The 20090-nt window shown below is 60.5% G+C and carries 17 protein-coding genes and 1 pseudogene; 15 read left to right on the top strand and 3 right to left on the bottom strand.

The window, feature by feature from the left end; translation table 11 throughout:
- Positions 1-105 precede the first annotated feature (105 nt).
- The 12 genes and pseudogenes from GEV05_15390 (at position 106) to GEV05_15335 (ending at position 14574) form a co-directional block, all read left to right on the top strand.
- Positions 106-1479: a hypothetical protein gene (locus GEV05_15390; protein ID MPZ44753.1), complete on the top strand. Its 1374-nt coding sequence runs from the start codon at positions 106-108 to the stop codon at positions 1477-1479.
- A 427-nt stretch (positions 1480-1906) separates the two neighbouring features.
- A complete protein-coding gene (locus GEV05_15385; GenBank protein ID MPZ44752.1) occupies positions 1907-2233 on the top strand; it encodes a hypothetical protein in 327 nt (108 codons plus the stop codon).
- A gap of 718 nt (positions 2234-2951) precedes the next feature.
- Positions 2952-3296 (top strand): toxin, encoded by a 345-nt coding sequence (locus GEV05_15380; GenBank protein MPZ44751.1) that lies wholly within the window; start codon positions 2952-2954, stop codon positions 3294-3296.
- Positions 3293-3637, top strand: a complete 345-nt coding sequence (locus GEV05_15375) for a transcriptional regulator (protein MPZ44750.1) — start codon at positions 3293-3295, stop codon at positions 3635-3637. Before GEV05_15380 ends, GEV05_15375 begins: the two co-directional genes overlap by 4 nt.
- Before the next feature lie 225 nt (positions 3638-3862).
- Positions 3863-5911, top strand: coding sequence for a diguanylate cyclase (locus GEV05_15370; protein ID MPZ44749.1), 2049 nt, complete (start codon positions 3863-3865; stop codon positions 5909-5911).
- Between the two features lie 81 nt (positions 5912-5992).
- Complete coding sequence (locus tag GEV05_15365; protein MPZ44748.1) at positions 5993-8269, top strand: DUF559 domain-containing protein; 2277 nt, start codon at positions 5993-5995, stop codon at positions 8267-8269.
- A 492-nt stretch (positions 8270-8761) separates the two neighbouring features.
- The gene (locus tag GEV05_15360; protein ID MPZ44747.1) at positions 8762-9580 is read left to right on the top strand and encodes a hypothetical protein; all 819 of its coding nucleotides are present in this window, start codon (positions 8762-8764) and stop codon (positions 9578-9580) included.
- Positions 9577-10467 carry a nucleotidyl transferase AbiEii/AbiGii toxin family protein gene (locus GEV05_15355; GenBank protein ID MPZ44746.1) on the top strand — a complete coding sequence of 297 codons (891 nt, stop codon included), beginning with the start codon at positions 9577-9579 and terminating at the stop codon, positions 10465-10467. The genes GEV05_15360 and GEV05_15355 overlap by 4 nt, the downstream gene beginning before the upstream one ends.
- A 35-nt stretch (positions 10468-10502) precedes the next feature.
- On the top strand, positions 10503-12848 hold the full coding sequence (locus tag GEV05_15350) for a DEAD/DEAH box helicase (protein MPZ44745.1): 2346 nt from the start codon (positions 10503-10505) through the stop codon (positions 12846-12848).
- Between the two features lie 91 nt (positions 12849-12939).
- Entirely contained in the window at positions 12940-14100 is a 1161-nt protein-coding gene (locus GEV05_15345; GenBank protein ID MPZ44744.1) for a hypothetical protein, read from the top strand.
- A gap of 18 nt (positions 14101-14118) precedes the next feature.
- A complete protein-coding gene (locus GEV05_15340; GenBank protein MPZ44743.1) occupies positions 14119-14442 on the top strand; it encodes a hypothetical protein in 324 nt (107 codons plus the stop codon).
- A 15-nt stretch (positions 14443-14457) separates the two neighbouring features.
- A pseudogene (locus GEV05_15335) lies at positions 14458-14574 on the top strand (transcriptional regulator).
- Positions 14575-14984: 410 nt separating this feature from the next.
- Here GEV05_15335 and GEV05_15330 read toward each other — a convergent pair.
- Genes GEV05_15330 through GEV05_15320 form a run of 3 tightly spaced genes read right to left on the bottom strand, consistent with a single transcriptional unit; the run spans position 14985 to position 17707 of the window.
- Entirely contained in the window at positions 14985-16106 is a 1122-nt protein-coding gene (locus GEV05_15330; GenBank protein MPZ44742.1) for a patatin, read from the bottom strand.
- Entirely contained in the window at positions 16069-16503 is a 435-nt protein-coding gene (locus tag GEV05_15325; GenBank protein ID MPZ44741.1) for a hypothetical protein, read from the bottom strand. Before GEV05_15325 ends, GEV05_15330 begins: the two co-directional genes overlap by 38 nt.
- A gap of 1 nt (position 16504) precedes the next feature.
- The gene (locus tag GEV05_15320) at positions 16505-17707 is read right to left on the bottom strand and encodes a nucleotidyltransferase (protein ID MPZ44740.1); all 1203 of its coding nucleotides are present in this window, start codon (positions 17705-17707) and stop codon (positions 16505-16507) included.
- A 186-nt stretch (positions 17708-17893) separates the two neighbouring features.
- Here GEV05_15320 and GEV05_15315 point away from each other — a divergent pair, with 186 nt between their 5' ends.
- The 3 genes from GEV05_15315 to GEV05_15305 are packed head-to-tail and all read left to right on the top strand — an operon-like array spanning position 17894 to position 19966.
- Positions 17894-18115: a hypothetical protein gene (locus GEV05_15315; GenBank protein ID MPZ44739.1), complete on the top strand. Its 222-nt coding sequence runs from the start codon at positions 17894-17896 to the stop codon at positions 18113-18115.
- A gap of 45 nt (positions 18116-18160) precedes the next feature.
- Positions 18161-19396, top strand: coding sequence for an ImmA/IrrE family metallo-endopeptidase (locus tag GEV05_15310; protein MPZ44738.1), 1236 nt, complete (start codon positions 18161-18163; stop codon positions 19394-19396).
- 24 nt (positions 19397-19420) lie between these two features.
- A complete protein-coding gene (locus GEV05_15305; protein MPZ44737.1) occupies positions 19421-19966 on the top strand; it encodes a hypothetical protein in 546 nt (181 codons plus the stop codon).
- Positions 19967-20090 lie beyond the last annotated feature (124 nt).

The following is a 20090-nucleotide window of genomic DNA, read 5'->3' as shown; positions in this document are numbered from 1 at the left end:
GAACGCAAAGCGCGAGAACCGCATTGCGCGAGTAGCTTGGCTTTAGCTACCTCGTGCCTGCGCTTTCAGTTGTCCTTCTTGGCAAGATCGTGAGAGACATATCTGATGGAAGTTAGCGCAAAGCTGGCGCGGTTCATTGTAGAGACCGGATTCGACGAGATACCGCCTGACGCCATCGCTGCCGCGAAGCGTGCGATTCTGGACACCCTCGGGGTAGCGCTGTCCGGGACGCGAGAGCAATCTGCCAAAATAGTCGCAAAGGTCGTAGCCAATCTGGGAGGGCAACCAAGCGCAAGCCTCTTCGGAGCCCCTTTGCGTACCTCCCCGTCGAACGCCGCGCTTGCTAACGGCGTGATGGCGCACGCACTCGACTACGACGACGACATCGGTGTGGGTTACGGACATCCCAGCGCCGTGATTGTTCCGACCGTACTAGCGTTAGGCGAGGCACTGGGGCGATCGGGCCGGGAAGTAATCGAAGCGTATGTTCTCGGCGTCGAAGTATGGCTGAAGATTGCTCGCGCCATGCCGCGCCTGCATACACTGGGCTGGCATCCAACTGGCATTTTCGGTGCACTTGGGGCGGCAGTCGCCGCGTCGAAGCTTATGCGGCTCGATGTTGACCAAACTACCATGGTGCTGGGTCTGGGTGGCTCGCATGCGGCCGGCTTGATCCAGAACCTAGGAACTATGGCAAAGCCGTTCCATGCCGGAAATGCGGCTCGAGGGGGCATTATTGCTGCGATGCTCGTGTCGGAAGGCTTGACTGCCACACGCGAGGTCCTCGAAGGCAACTTCGGACTTCCGGCTGCGCTGTGCGGAACCGGCGCGACGGATCCGGCAAGCATGGTCGAGGACCTCGGCGCACCGTTTGCTGTCGTTCGACCCGGTATCAATGTGAAGCGGTATCCGTGCTACTACTCTGCTCACAAGTGCATAGACGCCGTGCTGCACCTGATCGATGAGTTTGACTTCGAGCCTGATGATGTAATCTCCGTGCACTGCCTTGTACCTGACCGCGTGACGAAAATTCTGTTTCATACGAGCCCGCAAACCGGCTTGGAGGCCAAGTTCAGTATGCAGTTCTTCATGGCCGCGGCAATCATCGACCGCGGGCTGAGACTTGCGCAATTCACCGATGCGAAGGTGAACGATGCCCGCATCCGGGGCTTGATGAAGCGGGTCACGATGAGCGAGCACAGAATCATGGAGGGAAGCGATATCCCGCTCGATCATCCGGATGCGGTCACTGTCACGCTTAAGGGGGGCAAGCAAATTAGCCATGCGGTTGCGATAGCGAAGGGCCATGCTGACAATCCATTGACTAAGGCCGAATTGCTCGGCAAGTACGGGGAATGTGCTGGACTGGTGATGCATGAGGAAGACGTGGCACGGCTGGGCGACATATTAGCAGGGCTGGACAAGCTCGCCGATGTGAAGGAGCTGACGCGTCTGTTGAGAACAAGGCCCAGCTGCTGACAGGGGTTGGTTACATAAACACGGAGTTCAAACTACATGCCTCGGTCGAATTGGCGGGTCATATGCCTTTCGTAGTAACGAGCCAGATCGAACACGGGGCCCACTCGATCCTTGACCGTGCGGGCGATGCGGTCGAGGTCGGACCTTGTGCAGGAGACCGCGGCTCGTCTGATCGAGTGCGAAGCAGTACAGTTCGAAGCGATCCGCGAAGTCCCGAACGTTTCCGATAGACTTAAGCCCCATCAAGCCTTCATGCAGGGACGTGTGAAGTCCTTGCTCCACACTGACTCGCCGAGCTCGAAGAACTTCGCCCGCACTTTATCGGACGGGCGCCGATTGACGGGCTCGCCCTTAGTCACGACGCAGCGCCCGGTATGCAAGGCGACGCTCGACGGCGCACGGCTCTCGCTGCAGGTGGACCGACGTTGTGACGCCGGCGCCGGAGACCGTCAATTACCCCATCTTGCTGGATGACCTCCCTGCGCCCAGACTGCGGGCATATTCCAAGTACACGGTCCTCGCCGAGAAGTTTCAGGCGCTGTGCGCGCTCAGCATGGCGAACAGCCGCATGAATGATTATTTCGACCTCTGGATGCTGCTGTGCGACGGCGATCTGGATGATGAGGAATTAGCGCATGCAATCCAAGCCACTTTCACCCGCCGTCGAACCCCGCTACCCCGAGGCGTGCCCGTGGAATTGAGCGACGCGTTCGCCACGGATGCCGGTAAGCTGGCGCATGGCGAGTCTTCGTAACAAAGAACAAACTTGATGCCATTGGCCTGGGTGAACTCGTGCAGGCACTGCGCAACGAATTCCGGAGATTGAAGATTGTCTGACTCACGCCTTTCTGCGGCAAGCGGGGTAGCTTTACTCCCGAAGAATCGCCGCCCACGCGCAGACCCATGCTGAAGGTTGGGCAGCATGTGCTGCACGATGGTTGGTTGCCCGCCATTGGTATTTTCAATTCGCAGTGGGCGATCTGACGGTAAAAATTTGGTCGGAAAGTCAAGATGTGGCAATCAATTAAGGCGTTTGATGGCAGCCATTTCTTTTGGCTTTCGAGATCCTGGCGCCTTCAAATGGGTGTTGTGACGGTAAAAAAGTTAACGAATAAGTATGGAATGACAATGAGTTATTTCAGTTGATGCCGGCACTTTTTCCGGGCCCTTTCGACCCGCAGGAGGGCTCGCTGGCGTCGCTCAAGAACGGCGCTGCGTCCGATAGATGTCGATACATCTCGAAAGGTGGCCTGTTCGTAAGCGCCGATCGTCCTCGATAGATGTCGATAGATGGTGAATGCAGTTTTCGGGTATGCCAATGCGATTGACGGTAAATATGACGGTATAAGGTCTACTCGGTGACAAAAACACTCGGTAGGACAATGGCTTGGAGGAGCCGTTGATGATCGAGTGGGAGTGAGGGGTATTTATACGCAACTAGCGTATATACGTAGATCGCGTATAATCTGCCTGTGAAGGCTGTTTTCGTCGAGCTGCCCGCTTTCGCGCGTCATCGTGCCGAGTACCTCGACGACGCGGCGTTCGGCGAGCTGCAGCAGCAGATGCTGAAGAATCCCGAAGCCGGCGAAGTGATCAAGGATACGGGCGGCCTCCGTAAGTTGCGGTTTGCGGACAAGCGGCGCGGAAAGGGCAAGCGCGGCGGGCTGCGCGTCATCTACTACTGGTGGAGCGCCGGTAGGCAGTTTTGGCTGTATACGCTCTACGACAAGGATGAAATGGACGATTTGACGCCGAAGCAGCGCAAGGCATTGAAGGAGATGCTCAAGGCGGAGTTGGAAGCAAGGAGAGCGACATGACAAGGGCAAGGTCCAAGCGGGCTCGTACACACAAGCGCAATCTGTTTGCCGAATTGACGGAAGGCATGTCGGCGCTCGCACAGGCGCGGCAAGGCAGGCGCACCCTTCGCACGCATGCGGTCGACTTTAAGCCCGCTCCCGAGGTCACTCCCCGGGAGCTGGTGCGCGTTCGCCAACGTCTCAAAGTCTCGAGGGGGCTGTTTGCCGCCTATCTGCGCACGAACGTACGCACCCTGGAGAACTGGGAACAGGGGCGGGCGAAACCCAATGCACAGGCGGCATTGCTCATCAATCTCGTGAAACGCTTCCCGGATACGGTCGAGCGGCTCGCCGCGATCTAAACGGCAGGCCGCATCGTCGAGGCCGAACGGCGCGGCAGGCAACGCGCTGACTCCCGCCGCCGTGGTCAGCCTACGTTCGCCGTAGATGCTTACTGAAGGAGCGGCCGGACGGAGGGATAAGAAGAATAGAATAGCACTCGCTCAGCCTGGGGAGGACGCGTGGCGGCTTGGCGGCAAGCTCTTGGCAAGATTCTGGACGGCAATCGCTCGTTCCTGATCGTCTGGATGCTGGTCGCGATCGTCGGCGTTCTGGTCGCCGTGGCGATCGCGAGCATGGAGTTTCTCGCCGCCACGACGGCCTACATGGCCGGGGAAAGCCTCTGGTCGAAGGCGCAGAAGGACGCGATGCATCACCTCGTGCGCTATACCGCCACGCGCGACGAAGCCGATTTCCGCGCGTACCGCAAGCGCATCGCCGTCACCCTGGGAGACCGCGCGGCGCGTATCGAGCTGGAAAAGCCGCGCCTTGACCGGGAGGCCGCCTACCGCGGCTTGCTGCAGGGCGGAAACCATCCGGACGATCTGGCCCGCCTCGCCATGGTTTTTCGCTGGTTTCGCCATGCCCCTTACATCAGCGAAGCGATCGACATCTGGGCCGAGGGCGACCGGCTGATCGCGCAGATGGACGATGCGGCCATGCGGTTGCGCGGGGGCGAGTCCGCGGCGCGCACCCGGCCTGTGCTCGACGAAATCCACGCCCTCAATGACCAGCTTACACTGCTCGAGATACGATTCTCCGCCGCGATAGGCGAAGCCGCGCGCTTTGCCCAGCGCGCGCTTTCCGCGCTGGTGCTGTTCACCGGGCTCGCCTCGCTGCTCGGGGGCGGGTTGCTTTTGCGGCGGATCGTCGCCTACGACCGGAAGATCCAGCGCCAGCAGGCGCTCGAGGAAAGCGAAGCGCGCTTGAGCGGGATGCTGCGCGACGCGCCCTACGCCATAGTGATCTCGCGCCTGAGGGACGGCGCGCTGCTCTATACCAACCGCCGCGCCCGGGAGCAGACCCGGGTGCCGTCGGAGGTACGCAGCGGGCAGCTCGCGCGGAGCTTCTACGCCGACCCGGGAGATCGCGCGCAGCTGGTCCGCCAGGCGCTCGAGGGCGGGGTTACGCGCGAACGGGAGATCGAGTTGAAGGATTACGAAGGGCGCCGTTTCTGGGCGCTGATGTCCGGCCGGGCCATCCGCTACGAGAACGAGGACTGCCTGCTCGTCAGCTTCACCGACATCACCGAGCGCAGGAACGCCGCGCTGCGCCAGGAACTGCAGGCCAGTATCACCGCGCTGCTCGCCGACGCGGACGCGGTGGAGGAGGCCGTGCAAGGGGTCATACGCAATCTGTGCCAGACGCTGAATTTCGCCTGCGGCGCGCGCTGGATCGTCGATGCGCAGGCGAACCTGCTGCGCTGCCTGGAGACCTGGGGCGCGGAGGAGCCTGCGGTCAATGCCTTCCTCGAAGCCACGCGCAACTATGCTGCGCCCCCGCGCGCGGACGGTGGCGGCATCGTACAGCAGGTGTGGCGCGGCGGCACGCCGATCTGGGTGGAGGATATCGGCCGCCTTGCGACCTTCCGGCGCGGCCTGGCCGCGCTCGCGGCCGGACTCGCGAGCGTGCTGGCGTTTCCGATCCTCCTTTCCGGGGGATTCTTCGGCGTGCTGGAGCTGTATGCGCGGGAGAAGCGCCCGCGCGACGAGGACCTGCTGCGGCTGGCGCACGATCTCGGCAGCCAGATCGGACAATTTCTCGCGCGCAAGGCGGCGGAGGAAAAACTTCGCTTTGGCGCCTATCACGATCCGCTGACCGGGCTCGCCAACCGTGCCGCCTTCGTGGAGCGGCTCGAACAGACGCTCGCTCTGGCGCAACGCCACCACCGCCAGGTCGCGCTGCTGTTCATCGATCTCGATGGTTTCAAGCCGGTCAACGATACCCTCGGTCACGGCGCCGGCGACGCGGTGCTCAAGGAAATCGCCGCGCGGCTGCGCTCGAGCCTGCGCGCGGGCGACGTCGTCGGGCGAATGGGAGGAGACGAGTTCGTGGTGCTCGTGGAGGAATCCGGCGAGCCCGAAAGGCCCGCCAAGGTCGCGCGCAAGCTCCTCGACGCCGTGGCGCGGCCGGTCCCCCTCGCCGCCGGGCAGGAATGCCGGGTGACCGCGAGCATCGGCATCAGCCGCTACCCCGAGGACGGCGAGGATGCCGGCGCGCTGCTGCGGAGCGCGGACGAGGCGATGTATCGGTCGAAGGCCGAAGGCAGGAACGCGTTTCGCTCCCGCTCCGCCTGAGATCCTCGGGACGCTCGTGTACCTCGACGCCTTCGTGCCGGAGGACGGCAAGTGCCTCTGGGACGACATCGCCGACGAGCCATGTTCGAAGTGGGGTGCAGGGTCTCGCTCCGTACGATGGCATGCGCTTTCGAGCATGCCTTCGTAGGTAGCGGTAGTCTCGACGGTATCCAACGTATGCAACCGCCCAAAACTCACGTTCCTGCAGAGCCTTACGGCCTGGTCCCTTGGGCAGACCAATGGGCGTTTCTTGCAAGCGTGCGGAGGATAGGCCGAGATCAAATAGAAGGGGTTGTCCAGGAAGCGGAACGACGTGGTCGCGTCCTCGGCGTGCGCCTGCCGCCCCAGGACGACGGAGAAGAAGAGCCGTGGACAGCACCTCCCTCGCGCCGCCGCAGGGAAGCGCCGATCGCGGGCGAACTGCCTCGTACCCTGCGGCTGGTTCTCGGCAATCAGATCTATATCGCCAAAGAAGGGCTATATCCGGCTCTGCGGAACCGGCTGCTTCGGTTGGCGGCGTTTCAGAATCCGGAGTTCTACAAGGCGCAGGCGATGCGCTTGCCCACGTATGGCAAGCGGCGCGTGATCGCCTGTGCCGAGGATCACCCGCATCATATCGGCCTGCCGCGAGGCTGCTTCGACGACGTTCACGATACGCTCGCCGATCTGCGTATTCAGCCCGCCATTCGCGACGAGCGTTACGGCGGACAGCCTCTGCAGGTGAGCTTCCAGGGCGAACTGCGCCCTGAGCAAAGAACCGCGGCGGACGCGATGCTGGCGCACGACACAGGCGTGCTGGCAGCCACGACGGCGTTCGGGAAGACCGTGATCGCGGCTTGGCTCATCGCAGAGCGCGCTGTCAATTCGCTCGTGCTCGTGCATCGACGGCAACTGCTCGACCAATGGATCGAGCGACTCGCAGCGTTCCTTGGCGTGCCCGCACAAGCAATCGGTCAAATCGGCGGTGGGCGAAGCCGACCAAACGGGCAGCTCGATGTGGCCGTCATTCAGAGTCTCGTAAGAAAAGGCGTCGTCGATGATCGCGTGGGCGAGTATGGTCACGTGATAGTCGATGAGTGTCATCACGTGTCGGCGCCGGGTTTTGAGCAGGTGGCGCGTCAGGTCAAGGCGCGGTTTGTCTTGGGATTGTCTGCTACCTTGGCCCGCAAGGATGGACACCATCCGATCATCTTCATGCAGTGCGGACCCGTTCGCCATCGCGTGAACGCAAGGGTACAGGCGGCAATCCGGCCCTTTGAGCACATTGTGATCGTGCAACCGACGAACTTTCAGCCGATCAAGGAAGCTGACCCGGACAAGCGGGTCGAATTTCTGACTCTATACCAGGACCTGGTCGGCGACGAGCCGCGCACTCGACGCATCTGCGAGGATGTCGTCGAGTCCGTGCGTAGCGGGCGCTCGCCACTCGTGCTCACCGAGCGGAACGACCACCTCGATCGCCTCGAGCGCGGGCTCGCGACAAGCGTCCCTCACGTGGTGGTACTGCGCGCGGGGATGGGAAAAAAACAGCGACAGGCGATGGCCGCCCGGCTGGCGACCATCCCCCGCGAGGAAGCCAGGGTAATCCTGGCAACGGGTAAGCACGTGGGAGAGGGCTTTGACGATCCACGACTGGATACGTTGTTTCTGACGCTTCCTGTTTCGTGGCGAGGCACCATCGCCCAGTACGCCGGCCGGCTGCACCGTCTCTACGAGGGCAAGCGCGACGTCCGCATCTACGACTACGCAGACCTCAATGTGCCTATGCTGGCGCGGATGTTCGACCGGCGTTGTCGTGGCTATGAAGGAATTGGCTACAGGATCCTCCTGCCTGCCAGCGCCATCCCGGGGTGGCCTGCCGATGTGCCGCTACCGACCGATCCACTCTGGAAGCGCGATTACTCTGGCAGCGTACGCAGGCTCGTGCGCGATGGAGTTGACACGTCGCTCGCAAGTCTGTTCCTGCATGCTGCTCAGACGGTGCTTCCAGATTCCGACGGTGCCGCCCGAGCCCGGAGCGCGAGCGAAGCGTTTCTCTACAGACGGTTGGAGACCCTGTCGGAAACCAAAGGCCGTTTCCGCCTCAACGTTTCGCTGCCGATCGCGTTCGATGCTGTCGGAAGACTCGAGGTCGATCTCCTGTGCGCCGATTCCCGTGTGGCGGTTGAGTTGGACGGCGCGCAGCATCTCGGCGATCCCGTTGTATACCGACGCGACCGCCGTAAGGATCAGCTGTTGCAGCAGAACGGATACTTGGTGTTGCGCTTTCTTGCCGAAGACGTAGGCAAGGAGTTGGACCTCGTGCTGGACGGAATTCTGCGGTCACTCAAACACAATGCCCCAGCCCGACTGACCTGACGGTAAAAAAATGCTCAAAAACTCATTGTGTGGCAATCGGTTAAGGCATTTGATGGCGGCCATTTTTGCTATTTTTCGGCACGCAGCTGCCTTCAGAGTGCGCCCGTGACGGTAAAAACCTTCACGAATAGGCGCTTCGCAACAATGAGTTATGTCATTTGATGCCGGCATGTTTTCAGCGCCATTTTCGATCAGCAACAGGGCTGGTTGACGCCGTCAACAAGCCCTGCCGCGACCGATAGATCTCGATACATCTCGAATGGTGGCCTATGCCCGAGCGCCGATCGTCCTCGATAAATGCCGATAGATGGTGAATGCAGTTTTCGGGTATGCCATTGGGATTGACGGTAAATCTGACGGTAAAATTCTTACTCGCAGCGCAAAGCTCGAGATGAGACAACGGCTTGCATGCGCCGTTGATGATTGAGTGGGAGTAGCCCAAAACATATGCAAAACTATTGATAATTCATCGAGTTTTGAATATGTTATGGAATGGCTACGTTGGACTCTTACCTCGACGATCTGCTCTCTCGCGGCCGCGCCTATTTCTCTGGAGATGAGGCTCTCGCTGCGCTTGACCTGAAGCCGGCGGCGCTCGCCGCAGCGATCACGCGCTCGATCAAGAAGCGCCGCCTGGCGAATCCCAGGCACGGCTTCTATCTCATCCTGCGCCCGGAAGACCGGATCGCCGGCGCGCCAGACCCTGTGAAGTGGATCGACCCGCTGATGAAGCATCAGGGGATCGACTACCGCATTTCGTTGCTGCGTGCGGCGGCGTTCCACGGCTCATCGCATCAGGCCACCATGGTCTTCCAGATCGTTGTGCCCAGGCAGTTGCGCGACTTCGACCTTGGCCGTCACCGCGTGCAATTCCTATACCAGGCTGCCGAGTCATTCTCTCAGATCAATACGCCCAAACTGGTGAGCAAGATGAAGAGCGACACCGGATTTGCCAATGTAGCCGGCGTCGAACTGACGCTGCTCGACTGCGTACGCTACTTTCACAAGGCCGCTGGAATTAACGCAGTCGCGCAGATCGCCAAGGACATCGGCGCCAAAGCCAATCCGCGCTCGCTGGCAAAGGCGGCTGCCGCATACGAAAATTCGGCGGTACGACGGCTCGGTTATTTGCTTGATCAGGTGGGGCATGGTCGCCAGGCCCATGCGCTGGAGCCCTTCGTCAAGCGAGCCAAGACGATGCTGCCACTGGATCCCGCCGCGAAGCCTATCGTGGCAGCGCTGGCGCAGGCTCACGAGAGAAACGCGAAATGGAAGCTCATGATCAATGAAAAGGTGGAGATCACAGAATGATTCCCACCGCCTTCCTGCAGGCGTGGAGTGTCAAGGCGCCTTGGCCGGACTTGAGGCAGGTTGAGCAGGATCTGATCATCAGTCGCGCGCTGTGCGACCTGTTCAATGCGCCGGCGTTGAAGGACAAGATAGCGTTCCGCGGCGGAACGGCCATCCACAAACTGCTGTTCAAGCAGCCGCTGCGCTATTCGGAAGATATCGACCTGGTGCAGATGCAGGCCGAACCCATCGGTGCAACGGTCGATGCAATTCGCGACGCATTGTCGTGGCTTGGAAGATGCCAAAGGGAGCAGGCAGGTCACTCGATGCATCTGGTGTTCAAGTTCACGCCCGAGGTCGATTCGCAGGCAACGCTCAAGCTCAAGATCGAGATCAACACTCGGGAGCACACGAACCTGCTCGGCATCAAGCGGTACCCCTTTGCATTAGAAAACGACTGGTACCGAGGAACCACCGAGATCGCGTCTTTCGAGCCCGAGGAGCTGTTCGGCACGAAGCTGCGCGCGCTGCTGCAGCGACGCGCGAGCCGCGACCTGTTCGACTTGCATCAGGGACTGGAGCAACTAACGCTGGCCCCGGACAAGGTCATTGCATGCTTTGACCACTACTTAGCACTTGAAGGCAACCCGATCACCCGCGCGATGGCCGAGCAGCGCATGCTGGAAAAACTCACCCGGAGCCTGACAGAGGACATCACGCCACTGCTGCCGGCGGGTATTCGTTTTGGAGAGGCGGATGCGATCCATGCGTTCGAGCGGGTTTGGATCGAGCTGATTGCGAGGATCGGCGGAGAGGGGTGGAAGCTCGCGGAACCGGTGCTCGAAGAATTGCGCGTGAAAAGATTTCCGGGACTGCTGACGTCACGGGATAAGTTGCAGCGTGTGTGATCTTGCGGACGACTTGATTACGGGCTACCTGGTCCATGGTTGACCGCGATCCATCTTCGGAATTAAGGGCCGAAAACGCCCGTCTGATCGCACTACTGAAAGCGAACGGCATTCAATGGCGCGCGCTGCCGGAGTCCGTGCCGCCAGCTTCAACGCCGGGGCCCTCACGGCTTTCCACTACCGATAAGGTTGCGCTGTTTCGCCGGTTGTTCCGGGGACGCACGGATGTCTACCCGATCCGTTGGGAGAGCAAGACCACGGCCAAGTCGGGTTACTCGCCGGCCTGCGCCAACGAGTGGCGTGCCGGTGTCTGCGAAAAGCCGCGCATCAAGTGCGGGGACTGTAGCAACCGACTACTGATCCCGCTGTCGGATGCGGTTCTTTACGACCATCTGGCTGGTGAGCACACGGTCGGCGTTTATCCCCTGCTGGAGGACGATACCTGCTATTTCCTTGCCATCGATTTCGACGAAGCCGAGTGGAGAGAGGACGCCCGCGCCTTCGTGCAGTCGTGTGGCGAACTTGGCGTACCCGTTGTCCTTGAGATTTCGCGCTCCGGCAAAGGGGCGCATGCCTGGGTGTTTTTCGCTGGCCGGGTCTCGGCCCGCGATGCCCGTCGCCTGGGCACGGCCATCATCAGCCACACCTGCTCGCGAACCCGGCAATTGAAGTTGGAGTCTTACGACCGCCTGTTTCCCAATCAGGACACGATGCCCAAGGGCGGCTTTGGCAACCTGATCGCTTTGCCCTTGCAGAAGCTGCCTCGTGAGAACGGCTGTAGCGTTTTCGTTGATGCGGAATTGCATCCCTACCACGACCAGTGGGCGTTCTTGGCGTCCATCCATCCGATGGCACCGCACGACATCGAGCCGACCATCCTGCGTGCCACGGGCAGGACGCATCCACTGGACGTCACTTTCATCGACGAAGAAGACTTGGTTACGCCGTGGAAGCGTTCGGCCCCGTCGACGAAGCAGCTGCCGGGGACAATGCCGAAGTCAGTCACTGTGACGTTGAGCAATCTCATCTACTTCGAGAAGGCGCAGCTGCCGCAATCGCTGGCCAACCGCCTGATCCGCCTTGCCGCGTTCCAGAACCCTGAGTTCTACAGGGCACAGGCGATGCGGATGTCGGTCTGGGACAAACCGCGCGTAATTGGCAGTGCCGAGAACTACCCGCAGCACATTGCCCTGCCGCGCGGATGCCTGGATGCCGTGCAGGAATTGCTGAGGGACAACGGTATCCGCTGCGAACTGCGTGATGAGCGTTACGGCGGAGAGCCACTGGAAGTCGCCTTCGTCGGTAAGCTGCGTTCCGATCAGCGATCGGCGGTTGCCGCAATGTTGAGCTATGACACTGGCGTGCTGTGCGCGCCTACCGCCTTCGGCAAGACGGTCGCGGCGGCAGCGATGATCGCCAAGCGTGGCGTGAACGTCCTGGTACTGGTACACCGCACCGAGTTGCTCAAACAGTGGCAGGAGCGTCTGCAGGCCTTCCTTGGCATCGGCAAGGGCACGATCGGAACAATCGGCGGCGGCAAAGCCAAGCCCACAGGGAAGATCGACATAGCGGTGATGCAGTCTCTGTCACGGCAGGGCGAGGTGAACTCGCTGGTCGAGAACTACGGTCACGTCATCGTGGACGAATGCCACCACGTCGGCGCGGTGTCATTTGACGCCATTCTGAAGCGCACCAAGGCGAAATACGTGCTCGGCCTGACCGCCACACCGTTCCGCCGCGACGGCCAGCAACCGATCATCTTCATGCAGTGTGGCCCGATTCGGCACACGGCAGCAAAACCTGCCGGCGCCCCGCGCGACCTGGAGGTGGTGGCGTATTCGCTACATGCACGCATCGACCTCCCGACTGACGCGGGAATTCAGGATGTGTTTCGGCACCTCGCCAACGATCAGGCTCGAACGGTCGCAATTTCCGCCGAAATCGAACACGCGTTCAGCCAAGGCCGCAAGGTGCTGGTGCTGACCGAGCGCACCGACCATCTCGATGTCATTTCGGCGGTATTGGATGGAAAGATTCCGCCACCGTTCGTACTGCATGGCCGGATGTCACGGAAGCAGCGAGCGGCGCTTATTGGGCAACTCGAGGCTCTACCACCGAACGCTCCGCGCGTACTGCTTGCGACCGGCAAGCTGGTAGGGGAGGGCTTCGACCATCCTCCTCTCGACACACTGGTTCTGGCGATGCCGGTTTCGTGGAAGGGAACCTTGCAGCAATACGCCGGGCGCTTGCATCGAGAGCATGCCACCAAGACAGACGTGCGAATCATCGATTTCGTTGACACGGACCACCCGGCGCTTCTACGAATGTGGGACAAGCGCCAGCGCGGATACAAGGCTATGGGGTATCGAATCAGGCAGTGACTTATCATCAATCACATCGTTCGAGTCCGACGAATTTAGGATGAAGATACCTGAAATAGAAATGGCCCGATTTCAAAGAAAGTGAATTGGCATGAGCGAGTACCAGTACTACGAATTCATCGCCATCGATGAACCACTGACGCCGAAGCAAATGGCCGAGTTGCGCTCGCGCTCGTCTCGCGCCAGCATTACTCCGACCAGTTTCGTCAATGATTACCAGTGGGGCAATCTCAAGGGAGATCCAGTCGACTGGATGCGGCGATACTTTGACGCTCACGTCTATGTCGCTAACTGGTGTACTTGCAGTCTATACTTGCGGGTGCCAAGGGGTGCTTTCGATGCTGAGACTCTCCGGACCTTTGAAACTGAATCCGCTTTTTCGGTGGAGCAGACGAAAACACATTGGCTGTTCGAATGGGCACTGAGCGAGAGTGACAACTACGATCGCTTTGCCGAGGAGGATGGGCGTGGCTGGATGGGCCGGCTGGCCCCATTGCGCGACGAACTGCTGAGTGGCGACATTCGTCCGTTGTATCTCGGCTGGCTGGCCGGCGTGAGCGCCGGCGAAGTTGACGAAGATGCCACCGAGCCCCCGCCGCCGCGCGGTCTTTCACGACTGACCGCTGCCCAGCAATCGCTGGCGGAATTTCTCGAAATCGGTCGGGACCTGATTACAGCGGCCGGATTGCCTGACCAGCAAGCACCCGACCTCGATACCAAGAGCGATCCGGAAGCGGACGCCTGGATCGCCGAACTTCCAACGGCAGAGAAAATAGCAGTGCTCAAACTGCTCCTGACAGGACACGCGCAGCAAGCCGAGCGTCGGCTGGAATTACGATTCCTTGCTTGGCAGCGCAAACAGCAGCCGATTGGAAAACCTGAACCGCGCCGGCGTACTGTCGCCGAACTTCAGGAGTTGGCTGCGTCCGCTGCCGAAACGAGAAAAAAGCAGGAAGCGGTGCAGCGCAGAAAGGTTGAAGCTGAGCGGCGGGCCAAGCATGAAACCTACCTGCGCACACTGGCTGCTGATTTCGACCAGTGCTGGCAAGTTGCCGATACCCGAGCCGAACGTGGCATCGCCTCTGCTTACGATGAGGTAAAACGCGCTCTCGTCGAGTTAGCCGAAGCCTATACGCTTTGCGCCTCCCGAGCCGACTTCGACCGGAAATTGGCGCAATTCATGGCCCGGCATGGAAAACGCGGTGCCTTGGTCCGGCGTCTGGCCGATGCGGGGCTCTGGAAGAAGTCGTAGCAATGATAGAAGGCGAAAATGAGAAAGACATCGCAATTTGGCACGAAATATCTGGATAAGCTGATCGAGGAGGCGACCACCGACGCCTACGACGAATCGGAGCAGGCTGGCGGGTTCTTCGCGATGATCGAGGAGAATCTCGCCCTTCCATTCGTGACCCAGGTGGTTGGGCAGGAAGTAACGGTTGCCAAGGTCGATATCACCAAGCGCGACCAAATCGTCGCCATTTGCTCGCGTGGAAAGGCGACTCAAGCAATCCCAATCCTCGATCTGCCAATGCCCGACCCGCGGCCAGAGGGGGCGGAATGGATTGATGCTTACCGTCGCTGGTACGGGAGTTGATGGAGGTTGATTGCGATGCGCAAGACCAGATCGGCAATTCTTGAGGCTGTACACGAGACGGCCAAGGGGCTGCATGCCGTTGGCGTGATGGAGCAGGTTACGCTGCGCGAATTCGACCACCGGTGTATGCCGCTGAATTTGCGCTGCCGATGGTCCTCGATAGATACCGAAAGCTTGCATGGCGAGAAAAACGTTGCCAGCGATATGTACCGATAGATCCTGAAGGGTACGCGCGTTGGAACGTCGATAGGTTTCGATAGTAGGCGATAGATGCTGAATGCTAATTTTGGGTATCAGATGCAAATGACGGTAGATCTGACGGTAGAAATGCTACATGTTGAAAAAAGTTCTATACGTGACAACGGTTTATCGGTGCCGTTGATGATTGAGTGGGAGTAGGGGGGCCTTCGGAGACTATCGACTACTATCGAGGAACACTTGTAACTAACATCATCAACGAGAATTGCAGGCATTGATTATAAGGAACAATCTTACCGACCAAGTCTACGTTGACGGTATTTCTGACGGTAGATCGGAAAAGATCAATGAGCGCCCCGGAGTGCCTTAGTCGAATCGTGCCACCCAATACCGGTTGCGACTTGATCGCCCGTGTTCAAAGCTGATGAACGCTCATGAGGAGCGGCACGATCGACCGCGACGAACGGTTCAGCGCGCGTGTCCAAGAAGAATGCCTCAAGGGGCGGCAGAGCGTCTCGTGCACAGCTCGCCCCAAGGCCTCGTAGACGGTCGATCATCGCGACGCTATCCAGCGCGAACTTTCCTTGAGGGACGACGGGCTGGTATCGGAAATACCGCGGTGCCATCTCCGTGTGGCCGCACAATAGTTTCGCAGTGCCTGCCGAGGCTCGAGATTGCCCGCGCATGAAAAGCTCCGTCGACCTCAGCAATAGGTCTTTGTAGCCGGCTGACGTTGGGACATCGAAGATCTCCTCGGTGCAGCCCAAGCTCAAGACGAACAGGTCATCGTCCTTCCAGCCCAGCACGCTCCGTGCTTCGACAGCGGCGACACCTGCGGGGTTGTTGGCCCAGATGCCACCATCGATCAGTGGCGCACCGTTCGGCATGACGTGCGCTCGAAAGTAGGTCGGCGCCGCCGCGGTCGCCAGCGCGACGTCGACTGCTCGTTCCCGCCAGTCCACCTGCAGACGGGGATGATGGCGAGTCTTGAAGACGTAGAGATCGTCCTTGTCGCCATGGTAGGCGGGAATCACGAGACGTAACGTGCTATCGCCAAGAGTCCTTGACCCGAAGGCTGTCGTCAGCGCTTCACGAAGGGCTTCCGGCTCGTACTTCGGCCAGGCAAACTGTTGGCCGCGGCGTCTCCACGCACGCATCTTGGCCAACCATCCTTGCACAACTCCCTTCGCCCTTGTCGTGTCCGTCTGATCGAAAATGCGAGGCCCCTCCCGGACGTAGAAGTCGACGATCTCGCGCGCTGACAGACCCAACCCCAGGGCGAGCGCGATGATGCCCCCGGTCGACGTGCCAGCGATCAAGTCGAAATGGTGGGCGATCCGCTTTCCGGTTGTGGTCTCGACAGTGTTGAGAAATGCCGCAGCGAGCATGCCCTTGATCCCTCCACCGTCGATCGCGAGGACTCGCCGTTTAGGCCGCATCGCGAACCTCCGGATGGCGGCCGCCACCTTTCCACTCGTCCGTTACCAGCCATTCCTCGAAGAAGAAAAGCCACAGGTAGGTCCAGGGCACGATCGTGTCCGCGATCGAGGCGCTGGGGGACCATTCCGCGGATTGCGGATCGAAGAGGCAGAGCCGCACCGGTTTCGTCGAGTACACGTGCGGCAGATACCGACCGTCTGCCAACTCATTGAGGTCCGGTGAGACGACCACTACGTCGGGCGTATCGCCGCGCCGGTAGCGAATGCGGACGGCGTACAGCCGGCTGAGTGGCGACGGCCGGATCTGCATGTCCCAGACCAGTTCACCCCGCCGCGCGACGCCGTGCCCACGGCAGACTGCGCTTGCCCGAAGACGCAACCACTGCTGTTCAGGGCTGAGCCAGGGGTCGTGGACTTTTCGCACGCTACCGGCCGAAGAACGTATTCGGGCGAACGCCTACGCGCCCAGCCGCAGGCGACGTGACGACGCCCAAGCTCGGCGCGATGAGCAGCGATCCTGCCGCCCGCGCATTGCCGACTGCGGAAGCAAGCGGGGCCATTGCACCCCGAACAGCATCCTGACTCGCGCCAAAGGATTTCTGAAGCACTTGGCCGAGTCGATCCTTTCCGTCGATGCCGACCAGTTCTTCGAGCATGGCGATGGCATCCCTGTGCCAGACATAGAAGGTTTGAGGAAGGAGCTGGTCGAGATTCCACTTGTCGGCGAAGTTCTCGCCGGCAGTTGTCTCGTTCTCGATGAAGTAGAACGGCCTTCCGTTTCGCTCCTCGACCACGATGAAATCGGAGATGCGGCGCACCACGTCGAGAATCAGTTCGTAGGTGTCCGCGTAGGCGAACCGGGCGGTGCAATGTGCGTAGGACCGCGCTGCGAGGGTCGTCAGGATGATGCTGATGGGCGCGAGCTCGCTGCGCTTGGCGGCGGCAAACCACACGTCGCGATGCCGCTTCAGAAGCTGCACAATCCGCTTCAAGGCAGGCTTGCGCATTTCCTGCTCTGGAAAGTCCTCCACCTCCGCGCGTTTCGCCGCAACCGCGGCCTCGCGCAGATAGAGCCTCGGCCGCAACGCTGCATACTGCTCGAACCGTGCCGCGTATCCCTTTGGATTGGTAGGCTTCCACACCGACAGCGCCCTGTCCGGCACCAACTCACCGCCATTGCCGCATGCTGGGTTGGGAATTGACGGCGTGATGTCGAGGTGGAACTCGTTCGCGTAGCACAGGCGCCAGCAGCGCCGCTTCTGTTCGAGCATCGAAGCGTAGGTGGCATGGGCTTTCAGTCGATCGCCGATCAGTGCCTTGACCGCAGCTGGATTGGAGGTAGCACCCACGGAGGGCAGATGGCATACAAGGTCTACGTCGAATTCGGCGCGCCCGATCGGCTTGTTGGCAGTGCCAACTGCAATTGACCCCTGCGCGTAGATCGAGGCGACCTTCAGAAACGGCGATTCGCCTTCTGCAAGCCAGGCGCTCACGGCTTCGTACCGGTTTTTCGCTGTCTCGTACTGGCTGTCGGTCAAATCGATCTGCGCGAACAGCGCATCGAGTGTTCCGACCAGTAACCGCCGCTTGTGCGAGGTGAGTTCGGTCAACTTGGGATCGGCGTGCATCGCGATGCTCCTATATTCACCGCCCCACCAGCGGAAGCGAACGCGCCGCCAGCGCATCGAGGGCGAGGTGGCAGAGGTAGGCTCCGATCATCCCGACCTTGCGCCAGAAGCGGCCTTCATCGGATTGCGGCTGCCACTCGTAATCGCCTTCCAGCCTGCCGCCACGACGGCCGCGAAGGCCACGCTGTGGAAGAACTGGCGGTGGTGTGGATAGGCGGCGGGTTCAAGCACATCCGGCAGCTTCGTGAGCAGGGCGGCGAGGCCGCCACCCGCGAGCGGCCAAGCGGCGGTCGCCTCGCCGCGGTCTACTTCACGAGAGCGCAAAACGGCCCCTGTGGCGAGGGCGGCGGTCCACTGGTGTATGGCTGCGCTCATGTCATGATGCCTTTCATTGAATCCATTTATTGACAATACTAGCAAGATAATACATCATGCGCAAGGCCAATTCGGGGGATGCGAATGGAACTGACGAGAGAGGAGCTAGGGCGGCGGATTCGGTCCGCCAGGGAAAGTTGCGGACTTACGCAGGAGCAACTGGGCGAATTCGCAGGGCTGAACCGGGTGGCGATTGGGCAGATCGAGGCTGGGACGCGCTCGGTTTCCAGTCTGGAGCTGGATCGAATCGCTCACGCCGTGGGGCGCGACATCAAGTCTTTCTTTGCAGATTCCTTCGTCGAGCGCGATGCGCTCGCAGCGCTTTTTCGTTCCGATGCCGAGCTCGCAGAGCAGGCCGATCTAGTGAAGGCGTTGCAAGACAGCCTGGCGCTAGGCCACGAGATGACCAATCTCGAGCGTTTGCTCGAAATAGACAGGGTTCAGCTGCTCACCGCGTCTTACGAATTGCCTGCTCCGAAATCGCGCTGGGACGCCATTCAGCAGGGCCAAAAGGTCGCCACCGAGGAACGGCAGAGGCTGGGGCTCGGCGTGGCGCCAATCGGTGACTTGAGCGATTTGCTCGAGTCTCAGGGGATTCGCACCGCGGTTGTCGCGCTCCCTGAAAATATCTCGGGATTGACGCTTGTCGACAGCACGATCGGCGTGTTCGTCGTGATCAACGCGAAACATGCGGCGGTCCGCCAGCGTTTCTCCCTGGCTCACGAGTACGGTCACGTGCTGCTGGATCGGGACCGAGCCGGTGCCATCAGCCGCGCGGAGAATCGTTCGGATCTCCTCGAAGTTCGCGCGAACGCATTCGCCGCGGAGTTTCTGATGCCGGCCGACGGTGTCGCGCAGTTCGTGCTCGCGTTTGGCAAGGGAGGGGCAAGCCGCGCGCAGATCGCCGTGTTCGACGAAGCCGAGGCGGTGCAGGTCGAGCAACGCGCCGCGCCCGGATCCCAGGACATCCAACTCTACGATGTTGCATTGCTCGCTCACCACTTCGGGGCGAGCCGGATCTCGGCGTTGTATCGCATCAAGAACCTTCGGCTGATCGACGAGCGCGAATTCCAGCGCCTCAAGGCCGAAGAAGACAGCGGAGCGGGGCAGACGATCGCGAACTTCCTCGCAGCACCGGAAGCTCCGCTGGAAGACTTGTCGCGCGACGATTTCCGTCGGCGCTTTCTTGCTCTTGCGCTGGAAGCCTATCGTCGAGACGAGATCACGCGCACGAAGCTTGCTGAACTAGCGGCCATGGTTCACTTAGGTCAGAACGATCTCGATGTCACCCTTGCTTCTGCGAAACTGGATTGACCCGCCTCGGCGCGAGCGTAATCAATGGCCACGAACGCCGAGACAGTCGTCGTCATCACCGACGCGAACGTTCTCATCAATCTGCTGCGAATCGGTCAGCTACCGCTTCTCGGCAAGCTCGATGTTTATCGCTTCCTCGTACCCGAGGAAGTGGTGGGGGAAATCACGAACCAGGCGCAGCAGGACACTCTCGCCGCGGCGATAGCTGCGGGCCATCTCGGGCAGATAGTCGTCGACACGATCGAAGCCCTGGCACTCTTCGCCGAGTTGCGCGATGTGATGGGGCGGGGAGAAGCGGCGTGCCTGGCACTCGCTGCGACCACGGGATGTTACATTGCATCGGACGAGAAGAAGCGATTTCGCCGGCGCGCCATCGAGCTGATCGGAGAGGCTCGCATTCTCCGCACCGAATCGATACTCCTCGAAGCTACGCCCGCGCGCGGACGCGAACCTACGCATGCTGCCTTTCTATGGAGAACTCGGACCATCTATGGAGGCACTATGCGAACGGCAGTGACAAGGGAAAAGTCTGCGTGGTTTTTCAGTTTGGAAAGTTGCGCGAGACGCTGAATCAGACCTTGGCGTCGGGACGAGCGGCAGTCCTTTACAACGGGACTCGCTGCCGCCAGATTTTTTCGCTTCACTATCGATCACAAGGTTTAAGCCACCGGCTTTAGCCGGTCAGCTTTAGCTG

This window comes from Betaproteobacteria bacterium, assembly GCA_009377585.1.
Lineage (GTDB): Bacteria > Pseudomonadota > Gammaproteobacteria > Burkholderiales > WYBJ01 > WYBJ01.
The sequence above is the reverse complement of the archived record's forward strand: the minus strand, read 5'-3'. Positions and strand labels throughout refer to the sequence as shown.